The 12,775-nt window shown below is 69.1% G+C and carries 9 protein-coding genes; 4 read left to right on the top strand and 5 right to left on the bottom strand.

What is annotated here, in order from left to right:
• Positions 1-46: 46 nt before the first annotated feature.
• Positions 47-694: an NADPH-dependent F420 reductase gene (locus ACUWEX_RS14130; protein ID WP_445996660.1), complete on the bottom strand. Its 648-nt coding sequence runs from the start codon at positions 692-694 to the stop codon at positions 47-49.
• Between the two features lie 68 nt (positions 695-762).
• Here ACUWEX_RS14130 and ACUWEX_RS14125 point away from each other — a divergent pair, with 68 nt between their 5' ends.
• Together ACUWEX_RS14125 and ACUWEX_RS14120 are read left to right on the top strand one after the other, a co-directional pair.
• Positions 763-1,965 (top strand): glycosyltransferase, encoded by a 1,203-nt coding sequence (locus ACUWEX_RS14125; protein WP_445996659.1) that lies wholly within the window; start codon positions 763-765, stop codon positions 1,963-1,965.
• Between the two features lie 84 nt (positions 1,966-2,049).
• Positions 2,050-4,209, top strand: coding sequence for an ATP-dependent Clp protease ATP-binding subunit (locus ACUWEX_RS14120; protein WP_445996658.1), 2,160 nt, complete (start codon positions 2,050-2,052; stop codon positions 4,207-4,209).
• Between the two features lie 11 nt (positions 4,210-4,220).
• On the opposite strand, the gene ACUWEX_RS14115 is transcribed toward ACUWEX_RS14120, so the two are convergent.
• The 4 genes from ACUWEX_RS14115 to ACUWEX_RS14100 all read right to left on the bottom strand — a co-directional run bounded on the left by ACUWEX_RS14115 (position 4,221) and on the right by ACUWEX_RS14100 (position 9,166).
• Positions 4,221-5,243 carry a LacI family DNA-binding transcriptional regulator gene (locus tag ACUWEX_RS14115; RefSeq protein ID WP_079728792.1) on the bottom strand — a complete coding sequence of 341 codons (1,023 nt, stop codon included), beginning with the start codon at positions 5,241-5,243 and terminating at the stop codon, positions 4,221-4,223.
• 73 nt (positions 5,244-5,316) lie between these two features.
• A complete protein-coding gene (locus ACUWEX_RS14110; protein ID WP_445996657.1) occupies positions 5,317-6,858 on the bottom strand; it encodes a GMC family oxidoreductase in 1,542 nt (513 codons plus the stop codon).
• Positions 6,855-8,270, bottom strand: a complete 1,416-nt coding sequence (locus ACUWEX_RS14105) for an alpha/beta fold hydrolase (protein WP_445996656.1) — start codon at positions 8,268-8,270, stop codon at positions 6,855-6,857. The genes ACUWEX_RS14110 and ACUWEX_RS14105 overlap by 4 nt, the downstream gene beginning before the upstream one ends.
• Entirely contained in the window at positions 8,267-9,166 is a 900-nt protein-coding gene (locus tag ACUWEX_RS14100; RefSeq protein ID WP_079728789.1) for an SDR family oxidoreductase, read from the bottom strand. Before ACUWEX_RS14100 ends, ACUWEX_RS14105 begins: the two co-directional genes overlap by 4 nt.
• An 83-nt stretch (positions 9,167-9,249) precedes the next feature.
• Between ACUWEX_RS14100 and ACUWEX_RS14095 the strand changes: the two genes are divergently transcribed.
• On the top strand, positions 9,250-10,926 hold the full coding sequence (locus ACUWEX_RS14095) for a SulP family inorganic anion transporter (RefSeq protein WP_445996655.1): 1,677 nt from the start codon (positions 9,250-9,252) through the stop codon (positions 10,924-10,926).
• A 215-nt stretch (positions 10,927-11,141) separates the two neighbouring features.
• Positions 11,142-12,767, top strand: a complete 1,626-nt coding sequence (locus ACUWEX_RS14090) for an FAD-dependent oxidoreductase (RefSeq protein WP_445996654.1) — start codon at positions 11,142-11,144, stop codon at positions 12,765-12,767.
• Positions 12,768-12,775: the final 8 nt, after the last annotated feature.

Below are 12,775 nucleotides of genomic sequence, written 5' to 3'. Positions count from 1 at the left end.
CGGCGAGCCCCTGTGGCGTCATGAGCCCTGCGGCTCAGACATCCGATTACATGTCGCGGTAGCGCTTGGCCTCGGCGAGCTTCGGGTGGATGTCTTCGGCCGTCATCTTGAGGCCGTAGGCGGGGGTGTCGCGCTGGAAGCGCCATCCCTCGGCCAGCGGGCCCGCGTCGACGACGTCGAAGCCGAGCTTCTCGATGAACGTGACGACGCTCGCCTTGGAGTCTTCGTCGTCACCCGCGATGGGCAGCGCGCGGCGGTCGTCGGCGTCGGCCGGGCGGGCGTCGGCGGTGAGGTCGGCGGCCGCGATGTTGTTGAACGCCTTCACGACGTAGCTGCCGGGCAGCAGCTTCTGCAGCATCTCGGACACGGTCGTCGACTCGTCGTCGAGCTCGGCGATGTTGCCGTCGCGCTGCGGGTAGTAGTTGTTGGTGTCGATCACGATCTTGCCCTCGAGCTGTTCGACGGGAACCTGGTCGATGGCCTTCAGGGGGATGGTGACGACGGCGATGTCGGCGGCCTCTGCGGCCTCGATCGGGGTGGCCGCACGGGCGTTGTCACCCAATTCGTGGATGAGGTCGCTGAGCGTGTCGGGGGTGCGCGAGTTGCTGATCACGATGTCGTAGCCGTTGGCCGCCGCGAGGCGGGCGAGCTGAGAACCGATGTTGCCTGCGCCGATAAGTCCGAGAGTAGTCATGTGGACTTCAACACGGATGCCGCGCAGGGTGTTCCCGATAGGCTGACGAGGTCTTCCGGAGGTTCTCGATGCACATTCTGATCGTCACCGATCAACACGCCGACTCGCTCGGGGGCGTGCAGGTCTCCATCCGGTTGCAGAAGCGTTTTCTCGAGCGGGCGGGACACACCGTCACGGTCGTGGCGCCGCGCATGCACCGCCAGCATCCGGGCGATGCGGGCTATCTCGACCTGCCGTCGGTGCCCGTGACGGTCGATCGCGAATACTCGCTCACGCTGCCCGGGCGCGGCACGGATCGGTTCATCGACGCGCGCATCCCGGCCCACGCCCCCGTCGAGCTCGTGCACGTGCAGGGCGATTTCTGGGGCGCGCTGATCGGCTATCGCTTCGCCGAGCGGCACGGGCTGCCGGTGGTGCACACCATGCACAACCACATGGAGTTCGGCATCGAACAGGTGGTGCCTTTTCCCCGCCTGGCGATTCGCGGCCTGCTGTGGTGGCAGCATCGGGTGTTGCGCAAGCGGTCGACGCTGGCGCCCTCGGCGTGGAGCTATCTCAACGAGTTGGCGTTGCGGGCGGATGCGGTGACCGCGCCGTCGAGCCACTTCGCGCGGCTGCTCGAGCAGAAGGATGTGGCCCCTCGCGTCGAGGTGATCTGGAACGGCGTCGACGACGAGGTCGTGGAGCGGGTGCTGGCGCGGGATGTCGCGGGTGAGCCATCCGAGGAGCGCCGGCCGATCTTCTTGTGGACCGGGCGCATGAGCGCAGAGAAACGGTTGATGGAGTTTCTCGAGGCCGTGCGGCTGGCCGATGTCGACGCCGAGTACCGCCTCTACGGCGGCGGGCTGCTGCTCGCCAAGGCGCGCGCGTTCGTCGAGCGGGCCGAGGCGGCGGGCCTGCGCTCGACCGTGCGGTTCATGGGCAAGGTGCCCTATGCCGATTCACTCGCGGGCATCCGTGCTGCCGACGCGCTCGTGCAGACCTCGATTGGTTTCGAGACGCAGGGCATGACGGTGTTCGAGGCCGCCGCCGTGGGAACGCCCTCGATCGTGAGCGACCCCAATATCGCGGGCGAGCTGCCGCCTGGCGTGTTCCGGCAACCGCAGGATGGTTCGGTGCGGGCGCTCGCCGATGCGCTGGTGGCCGCGGCAACCGACATCCGCTCGGGTTCATGGCCCACGATCGTGCCGGCCGAGGCCATCGAGTTTCGCCAGAGCTATCAAACGGGCCGGATGCTGCGCCTCTACGAATCCGTTCTCCACAGTCGCTGATCCCCCCGTCCTACCATTCTCGGTCGGCGCGAGGTAAAATTGAGTCACAACGACTCAACTTATCTCTGGGAGGAGATCAACCACATGCAAGCTGGGCAGATGCCGCCGCAGGAAGACCAGAAGAGCGCGCTCGAGCAATACGGCGTCAATCTCACCGATGTCGCGGCATCCGGCAAGCTCGACCCCGTCATCGGGCGAGACGCCGAGATCCGGCGTGTCAGCCAGGTGCTCACACGGCGCACCAAGAACAACCCGGTGCTCATCGGTGAGCCCGGTGTGGGAAAGACGGCCGTGGTCGAGGGCCTCGCGCAGCGCATCGTCGCGGGCGACGTGGCCGACTCGCTGAAGGGCAAGCAGATCGTCTCGCTCGACCTGGCCGCGCTCGTGGCCGGCGCGAAGTACCGCGGCGAGTTCGAGGAGCGCCTCAAGGCCGTGCTGAAAGAGATCAACGACGCCGACGGCCAGGTCATCACGTTCATCGACGAGCTGCACACGCTCATGGGTGCCGGCGCGGGCGAAGGCTCGGTCGCCGCCGCCAATATGCTCAAGCCCATGCTGGCCCGCGGTGAGCTGCGCCTCATCGGCGCCACCACGCTCGACGAATACCGCGAATACATCGAGAAAGACGCCGCTATGGAGCGGCGCTTCCAGCAGGTCTTCGTGGGCGAGCCGTCGGTCATCGACACCGTCGCCATTCTGCGCGGTCTGAAGGAGCGCTACGAGGCGCACCACAAGGTGACGATCGCCGACTCGGCGCTCATCTCGGCGGCCTCGCTGTCCAACCGTTACATCCCGGCCCGCCAGCTGCCCGACAAGGCCATCGACCTCATCGACGAGGCCGCGAGCCGGCTGCGCATGGAGATCGACTCGGCCCCCGTCGAGATCGACGAGCTGCGCCGCAGCGTCGACCGGCTGAAGCTCGAAGAGCTCGCGCTCAAGAAGGAGAAAGACGAGGCATCGAAGCAGCGCCTCGAAACGCTGCGCGACGATCTGCGCACGCGCGAAGCCGAGCTGCTCGAGCTCGAGGCGCGGTGGGATCGCGAACGGTCGCAGCTCAACCGCGTGGGTGAACTGAAAGAGAAACTCGACGCCGCGCGCATCAAGGCCGACCGGGCCCAGCGCGAGGGCAACCTCGAGAAGGCCTCGCGCCTGCTCTACGGTGAGATCCCCGTCATCCAGCGCGAGCTGGCCGAAGCCGAGCTGGTCGAGAACACCGAGCCGCGCATGGTCAACGACCAGGTCACGAGCGAAGACATCGCCGCCGTCATCGCGGCCTGGACCGGCATCCCCGTCGGCCGCCTGCTGCAGGGCGAGACCGAGAAGCTGCTGCACCTCGAACAAGAGCTGGCCAAGCGGTTGATCGGGCAGAAGCGTGCCGTGCGGTCGGTGTCCGACGCCGTGCGCCGCACGCGGGCCGGCATCTCCGACCCCGATCGGCCCACCGGGTCGTTCCTGTTCCTCGGGCCCACCGGTGTGGGAAAGACCGAGCTGGCCAAGGCGCTCGCCGAGTTCCTGTTCGACGACGAGAAAGCGCTCGTGCGCATCGACATGTCCGAATACGGCGAGAAGCACTCGGTCTCGCGGCTCGTCGGTGCCCCTCCGGGCTACATCGGCTATGAGGCGGGCGGCCAGCTCACCGAGGCCGTGCGCCGACGCCCCTACTCGGTCGTGCTGCTCGACGAGGTCGAGAAGGCGCACCCCGAGGTGTTCGACATCCTGCTGCAGGTGCTCGACGACGGTCGCCTCACCGACGGCCAGGGTCGCACGGTCGACTTCCGCAACACCATCCTGATCCTGACCTCCAACCTCGGCTCGCAATACCTCGTCGACCCCACGCTTGACCCGGCGGCGAAAGAGGAGGCCGTGCAGCAGATGGTGCGCCAGGCCTTCAAACCCGAGTTCGTCAACCGACTCGACGACATCGTCGTGTTCCAGACGCTCAGCGAAGAAGACCTCGGCCAGATCGTCGAACTCTACATCGAGCGGCTGCAGCGCCGCCTCGGCGAACGGCGCCTCGAGCTCGCCGTCACCCCCGACGCGCGCAGCTGGCTGGCCGAGCGCGGCTACGACCCCATCTACGGGGCCCGGCCGCTGCGACGCCTCATGCAGAACGAGATCGACGACCGGCTCGCCACGGGCATCCTGGCCGGCCAGATCCGCGACGGCGACACCGTGCGCGTCGACCTCGACCCGGTCGCCGACGCGCTCACCGTCTCGGCGGTCGCTCCCGAGCCGGCCGAATAGTACCGCCGGAGTCAGACCGTGCCGCGGCGGACGACCGAGGTGGGCACGAGCGAGCCCTCGAGTGAGACATCCTCTCCGCGCAGCTGGGCGAGCAGCACCTCGGCGGCGCGCTGGCCCACCGCGGCGGCCGGCTGGTGCACGGTCGTGAGAGGCGGATGGCAGCGCAGCGCCCACGCCGAATCGTCGAAACCGACGAGCGACACATCGTCAGGAACGCGGCGCCCCGAGACGCGCAGCGCCTCGAGAGCGCCCGCCGCCACGGCATCCGACGCCGCGAACACGCCGTCGATCGACGGGTCGCGGCCGAGCAGCACGCTCATGCCCTCGAAGCCGTCGTCATAGGAATAGAGGGGGACGTCGACCACGAGGGACTCGTCGAAACGGTCGCCCAGGGCATCCCGAAAACCGGCCAGGCGGTCGGAGCCCGAATCGCGGTCGAGCGCCGCGGCGATCATGCCGATGCGACGGCGGCCCCGGCCCACGAGTTCGGCCGTGACATCCGCCGCGGCTTTGCGGTTGTCGATGCCGACGAAGGGGAGGGCGCGCAGATCGGGCGGGTGCCCGACAAAGGTGGCGGGCAGGCCCAGGCGCTCGATAACACGCGTGATCGGGTCGTTCTGGCGCGCCGACACCATGATGACGCCGTCGACGAAACCGCCCGAGAGATAGCGCGTGATGCGGTCGGTGTCGCGCTCCGAATCGACGACCAGGCACACGAGCTGATGATCGGCCTCGCTCAGGGCCTCGTTGGCGCCCAGCAGGATGTTGCCGATGTTGGGGTCGTCGACGAACAGGCTGTGCGGCTCGTGCACCACGAAACCGACCGCCTGCGTGCGCTGCATGACCAGGTTGCGGGCCGCCGTGTTGGGCACATAGCCGACCTTGGCGATGGCCGATTCGATGGCCTCACGCGCCTCGGCCGAGACGTAGCGCTCGCCGTTGACGACGCGGCTCACCGTGCCGCGCGAGACCCCCGCCTCGATCGCGACATCGTGAATCGTCGCGCGTTTGCGGCGAATCGGCGGTGTGCTCACGGCTCCACCCTAGCGCGGGGGTGGAGCCGCCAGACGGTCACGGCGGGCACACCGGGCGCGACCGCCGACACGGTTAGCGCAGCATCCGATCGGCCGTGCGCAGCGACAGAGCCATCTGGATGAGGCCGGGGTTGGCGCTCAGGGCACTCGGGAACGTGGAGTTGTCCGAGATCCAGAGGTTCGGGATGTCATGGCTGCGGCCGTCGCCGTCGATGACACCCTCGGCGGGGTCGACGCTCATGCGGCACGTGCCGAGCGTGTGTGCGGTGCGGGCGAGAACCCGCGTGTCGAGGGCTCCGGCCGCCTCGAGGATGCGCGTCATCGTCGCCGTGGCGTGCTCGTCGATGGCCTTCTCGTTGTCGCCGGGAGTGAACGACACGATCGCGCGCGGGACACCCCAGTCATCCCGCTCGTCAGAGAGCACGAGGCGGTTGTCCTCGGACGGCAGGCACTCGGCGTTGATGCCGATGCCCGCCGAATAACGGGATGCGTGCAGGGCGTCGACGAGCTCGTCGCCCCACAGGCCGCCGCCGCGCACGAGCGAGGTGGCGTAGGTGAGGGGCATCGCGCCCAGGCTCTGGATGAGGTAGCCGCCCGCGAAGTCCGCGTCGGTCGGGCGCACGAAGTCCTCGCTGATGAGGGCGGACGGGTAGCCGCGATAGCCGCGCACCTGCTCCTCGAAACGACCCCACACCTGCACGGCGCCGTGGGCCAGGAAGTTGCGGCCCACCTGTCCGCTCGAGTTGGCGAGACCCGTGTTCAGCAGCAGCCGCGGCGTCTCGATGCCGCCGCCCGCCAGAACGAGAGCGGCACAGCGCTGCCGGTGCTCGCGACCATCCTGGCGGTAGACGACGGCCGACACGCGGCCGAGCGCGTCGAGCTCGATGCCGTGCACCATGGCGTCGGGGCGGATCTCGGCGCCGTTCGCGACGGCCGCCGGCAGGTAGGTGATGGCCGTGGTGGCCTTGGTTCCATAGCGCTCGCCCTGGTGAATCGACCCCAGGTTGTTGCTCGCCGCCCGGGCCCCGTGATGCGGCTGGTCGCGCTCGCGGCTCAGGATGGCGGCGGGCGCATCGGTCGCGCGAATGCCGAGGCGCTCGCAGCCGAGAGCGACGAGATCGGCGGATGCGTTGCGGTCGACGGGCGGCTCGAGGTATTCGCGCTCGGCATCCCAGGGGTAAGGCGTCGGGCCGGACACACCGATGACCCGCTCGACCTCGGCGAGGTAGCCGGTCAGCTCAGCGGGGTCGATGGGCCAATCGGCGCCCTCGCCCGTCTCGGTGCGCAGCGACAGGTCGCGCGGGTCGGGGCGCGGCGTGAAGGCACCCCAGTGCAGGGTGCTTCCGCCCACGCCGAAGCCGCTGTTGTTGGGGCCGAATGCCGTCGGGGTGTCGCCGCCGCTCAGACGCTCCGACATCCAGTTGATGCGGGGTGCCTCGACCTCGTCGTTGGTGTAGTCGTCGGGGTCGAAGTTGGGGCCGGCCTCGAGGGCCACGACGCGCAGTCCGCGTTCGGCGAGCCGTGCCAGCAGGGGTGCCCCGCCCGCGCCGGTGCCGACCACGACCACGTCGACGACGTCGTCCTCGGCATAGGTGCGCATGTCGGTGAGGTTCATGCGGTGTGCTCCCTGTCGTCGTGCGTGATATCCCCGAGATCGCCGAGGTCTGCGGGCTCCCACGGGTCGCGTCGACCGGCCGCGAGGGCCACATAGCCCGCGGGTTCGGCGTGGTCGCCGCTCGTGGCGAAACCGTCGTAGCCGATGCGGGCGAGCGAGGCCGGATGCGCGAGCCACACGCGCGTCAGATCGTTGCGCACGTCTTCGAACCAGCGGCGCACGATGTCGCCTTCCCACGGGCCGCCGGGGATGCCGTCGCCGTCGATGATGCCGCGGATGAGGTCATCCTGCTCGGCTGCGGCGTGCGGCCAGACATCGGCCAGGGCGTTGAGTCCCAGGCGGTAGGCGGTCGGGTCGTCGGGCAGTTTCGCGGGACGCCAGCCGTCGGTGCGCCCATCGGCCAGGTCGCGGTCGATGCGCGCCGCGAGGTCGATGTGTCTGGGGCCGTCTTGCGGCAATAAGCGGTCGGCGAGCGAGCGCAACGTGTCGAGCTGCCCGGGGGTGAGCGCGCGCGGGCGGTAGTCCGGGTCGTCGGCGAGCATGCGGCGCGAGAGCAGGGCGCGGGCCTCGCGGCCGGTGCGCCCCGAGGCGATCACGAGACCCCAGTCGCGAGGAATCGTCGGGGATGCCGCGGCCACAGCCTCCCAGAGGCGCACCACCTCGGCCGCCACCTCGGCGGGTCGCTCATAGGGCAGCAGGTGTCCGGTCTCGGGCAGCGACACGAAACGCGCCCGCGGGTAGACGTCCGCGATGAGACGTGACTGCGCGAGTGACCCCAGGTCGTCGTCATCCTCGCCGCCCAGCACGGTCACGGGCAGGTCGAGCGTGCCGATCTCGGCCGACACGTCTTGGAGGCTGCCCACGTCGAGCCAGCGTTGCCAGGACAGCACGGATGTCGCACGCACCTGCTCGACGGCGGCCTTCTCGTCGGCCGCGGAGAGGGGGCTCGCCACGTTCTGCGAGACGAACTCGCGGGCGGCGGCCTCGTCGAGAGGACCGTCGGCCACCCACGCCAGCATCTCGGCGCGCTTGTCGTCGTCCATGGGTTCGGGCGTCGGTGGGGAGGGCGCGAGCAGCACGGCGCCCGCGAGCCCGAAGGCCTCGGCGCGGCCATCGAAGACGCGTGCGATCACCAGGGCCGCGACCTTGCCGCCCATGCTGTGGGCCGCGAGCATCCACGGCCCGCCGTCGATCTCGGCTTCGATGGTTGCCACAGCGGCGTCGACCTGCGCCGCCACCGACCCGTTCGCGGCGTCAGGAGCCGAGCCCTGTCCGGGGAGGTCGATTCCGACGACTCGGAATCGGTCGCCGAGCGCCGCGGCGAGAGGCGCAGCGGCGGCCGCGCTGAAACCCAATCCGGGAAGGAAGAAGACGGTACAGACGTGCTCAGTCGTTGTCGTGCCGGCGCTCACGGAGTGACCATGCCGCCGTTGACGTTCAGCGTCTCGCCCGAGACGTAGCTCGACTCGGCCGAGGCGAGGAACACGTAGGCGGGCGCCAGCTCGGCCGGCTGGCCGGAACGCTGGTAGGTGCTCTCGTCGTCGAAGGCCTTCATCTGCTCGTCCGAGACGCCGCCCGACACCTGCAGCGCGGTCCAGACGGGGCCGGGGGCCACGACGTTCACGCGGATGCCGCGCGGCGCGAGTTGCTGCGACAGACCCTTCGAGAAGTTGTTGATCGCCGCCTTCGTGGCCGCGTAGTCGAGGCGGTCGGGCGCGGGCTTGTAGGCCTCGAGCGACGCCGTGTTGACGATGCTGGCGCCGGCGGGCAGGTGGGGGAGCGCCGCCTTCGTGAGCCAGAAGTTGGCGAACACATTGGTGCGGAAGGTCTGCTCGAACTGCTCGTCGCTCAGGTCTTCGAGGCGGTCGACGGCCACCTGCTTGCCGGCATTGTTGACGAGGATGTCGAGGCCGCCGAGCACGCGCACGGTCTCGTCGATGATCGCGCGGCACCGGGCGGGGTCGCTGATGTCGGCGGCGATCGCGTGACCGGTGGTGCCGGCATCCTTGATCAGCCCGAGGATGTGGTCGGCGTCTTCCTGCTCGGCGGGCAGGTGCACGATGACGACATCCGCCCCCTCGCGTGCGAAAGCGATCGCAACCGCGCCGCCGATGCCCGAGTCGCCGCCCGTGATGAGCGCTTTGCGGCCCGCGAGGCGTCCGCTGCCGCGGTAGGTCTTCTCGCCCAGGTCGGGCACGGGCGTCATCTGCGCCTGCACGCCGGGCTCGGGCTGGTGCTGCACGGGGGGCTCGACCCGTCCGTATCGTTCGACGGGGTTTCCGAAGGTGTACTGATCGCCTGAAGTCATGACTTCACACTAGGTTTGCGCCGCTCCCCGCGCACGGCCTTGCGCTTCGCCGACTTGGGGTTTAACGCCCGCGTAGAGTGGGGATGTCGTCACCACCTCTTCGACGACCCTCTTCTTTCCCCACCACATCGACCGATATCGGCCCGGTGGGCCGCGCAACGGGGCGCCTCGACACGTCAATAACGGCCCCTCGCGAGGTGCCCCAGCATAAAGGAGCCACTGTGGCTATCACCCAGAAAAAGTCCCCGTCAGACGCGAATCGCTACCGGCCAGAGCCGTCGGTGCTCACGGCGTTGAAGACGCCCCGCATCCTGACGCGAGAGGTGCTCGCCGGCCTCGTCGTCGCGCTGGCCCTCATCCCCGAGGCCATCTCGTTCTCGATCATCGCCGGCGTCGACCCGCGCGTCGGGCTCTTCTCCTCGTTCGTCATGGCGGTCTCGATCGCGTTCCTCGGCGGACGCCCCGCCATGATCACGGCGGCCACGGGCGCGGTCGCCCTCGTCATCGCGCCCGTCGCGCGCGACTACGGCATGGACTACTTCATCGCCACGGTCATCCTGGCGGGCATCTTCCAGGTGTTGCTCGCCGTGCTCGGGGTGGCCAAGCTCATGCGGTTCATCCCGCGCAGCGTCATGGTCGGCTTCGTGAACGCGCTAGCCATCCTCATCTTCACGGCGCAGGTGCCGCACCTGATCGGCGTGCCGTGGCTCGTCTACCCGCTCGTGGCGATCGGCCTCGTCATCCTCGTCTTTCTGCCGCGGCTGACCAAGGTGGTGCCGGCCCCGCTCGTCGCGATCGTGCTGCTCACGGTGGCCACGGTCGTGACCGCGCTCAACGTGCCGACGGTGGGCGACCAGGGCGAATTGCCGCGCAGCCTGCCCGAGCTCTTCATCCCGAATGTGCCGCTCACGGGCGAGACCTTCGCGATCATCGCGCCCTACGCGCTCGCCATGGCCCTCGTCGGTCTGCTCGAATCGCTCATGACCGCCAAGCTCGTGGATGACGTGACCGACACGCACTCCCGCAAGACCCGCGAGGCCTGGGGCCAGGGTGTGTCCAACATGCTGTCGGGCGTCTTCGGCGGCATGGGCGGTTGCGCCATGATCGGCCAGACCATGATCAACGTGAAGGCGTCGGGGGCCCGCACGCGCATCTCGACGTTCCTCGCGGGCGTGTTCCTGCTCATCCTCGTCGTGGTGTTCGGCGACATCGTGGCCGTCATCCCGATGGCCGCGCTCGTGGCCGTCATGATCATGGTGTCGGTGGGCACGTTCGACTGGCACAGCATCAAACCGTCCACGCTCAAGGCCCTGCCCAAGAGCGAGACGCTCGTCATGGTGGTCACGGTGGCCGTCGTCGTGATCACGCACAACCTGGCCATCGGCGTCATCGTCGGCGTGCTGGCGGCCATGGTGTTGTTCGCGCGGCGGGTGGCGCACTTCGCAACCGTGACGCGCGACATCCGCGAGGTCGCCTCGGATGCGGGCAGCCACACCACGGTGTACTACCGCGTCGATGGCGAGCTCTTCTTCGCCTCGAGCAACGACCTCACGACCCAATTCGAGTACGCCGACGACCCCGAGCGCGTGATCATCGACATGTCGGGATCGCACATCTGGGATGCCTCGACCGTCGCCGCGCTCGACGCCATCATCAGCAAATACGAGCGCCACGGCAAAACGGTGACCGTCACGGGCCTCAATGAGGCGAGCACCTCGCTGCGCACGCGCCTGGCGGGCAACCTGGGCGGCGGCCACTAACCGGCCGGTCCGACGCCCCGACGCCCCGGCGGCTTGCGTGTCGGCCTCTGCCCGGCGACGCGCAACCCCACCGGTCGAGGTCCCGTTCGAGGGCCCGGCCGGGCAATGAAGATTACCTCGGCTGGTTGCTTTGCTCCGGGTATTCGAGCGGTTAGAGTCGCACAGGACCGACCCCGATCGGCTCACAATACGAATTACCTGCGAAGGGGCAGTGAATGAAGGCGACCAGCCACACGATCACCACAGATGTCGTGATCATCGGCGGCGGACTCGGCGGCGTGGCCGCGGCCCTGGCGGTCGTGCGCTCGGGCCGGCGGGCCGTCCTCACCGACGAGTTCGCCTGGCTCGGCGGCCAGCTCACCTCTCAGGCCGTTCCGCCCGACGAGCACAAATGGGTCGAGCGGTTCGGTGTCACGGCGTCCTACCGGGCCCTGCGCGAGGGCATCCGCGATTACTACCGCGACAACTACCCGCTCACGGCCGAGGCCCGGCTCAACCCGCGTCTAAACCCCGGCGCCGGCCTCGTGAGCAAGCTGTGCCACGAACCGCGCGTCGCGGCCGCCGTCATCGAGCGGATGCTCGCGCCCCACCGCTCGAGCGGCCGACTCGTCGTGCTGCAGCCCTATGTGGCGATCGCCGCCGAGCACCACGACGGAACCGTCTCGAGCGTCACGGTCACCCGCGTCGGCTCGCACCGCGCCGACGCCGACACCATCACCATCACCGCGCCCTACATCCTCGACGCCACCGAGACGGGCGAACTCCTGCCCCTCACGGGCACCGACTACGTCACGGGAGCCGAGGCCCGCTCGGAGACGCACGAGCCGAGCGCCCCCGCATCCGCTCAACCCGACAACGTGCAGGCCATCACGTGGTGCTTCGCCTTCGACCACACCGACGGCGACAACACCATCGACCGCCCCGCCGACTACGACTTCTGGCGCAGCTATGAGCCGCCGTTCTGGGGCGACCGCCTGCTCTCGTTCACCGCCCCGAACCCGCGCACGCTCACGCCCGAGAAGCGCACCATGGTCGTGAACCCGGCGCTCGTCGACGGCCGCGACTCCGACCAGAGCCTCTCGGGCGGCGACTCCGACCTGTGGATGTTCCGCCGCATCCTCGCCCGCTCGAACTTCACGCCGGGCGCCTACGACAGCGACATCGTGGTCGCGAACTGGCCCATGCTCGACTACCTCGAGGCATCCATCCTCGACAACGCGGATGCCGCCACCCACCTCGAGGCCGCCCGCCAGCTCTCGCTCTCCTACTTCTATTGGTTGCAGACCGAGGCGCCTCGCCCCGACGGCGGAGCCGGCTGGCCCGGGCTGCGGCTGCGCGGCGACGTGCTCGGCACCCCGGACGGTCTCGCCCAGGCGCCCTATATCCGCGAATCGCGTCGCATCCGGGCGCTCACGACCATCGTCGAGCAGGACATCTCGGTGGCGAGCCGCGGCACCGCCGGGCCCGCGACCTTCGACAAATCGGTCGGCGTGGGCATGTACCGCATCGACCTGCACCCGTCGACGGGCGGCGACAACTACATCGACGTCGAGTGCAGCCCGTTCGAGATTCCGTTGGGTGCGCTCATCCCCTCGTCGACGTCGAACCTGATCGCGGCGTCGAAGAACATCGGCACCACGCACATCACGAACGGCGCCTACCGGCTGCACCCCGTCGAGTGGAACATCGGCGAATCCGCCGGCCACCTGGCGGTGTTCTGCCTCGAGGGCGGCACCACGCCCCGCGCGGTGCACGACGACGACCACCTCACGTCCGACTTCCAGGAACACCTCCAGGCGGCCGGTATCGAGATCCACTGGCCCGAGATCCTGGGCTACTAGCGAGAAAT

Source organism: Okibacterium fritillariae (genome assembly GCF_052783725.1).
The sequence above is the reverse complement of the archived record's forward strand: the minus strand, read 5'-3'. Positions and strand labels throughout refer to the sequence as shown.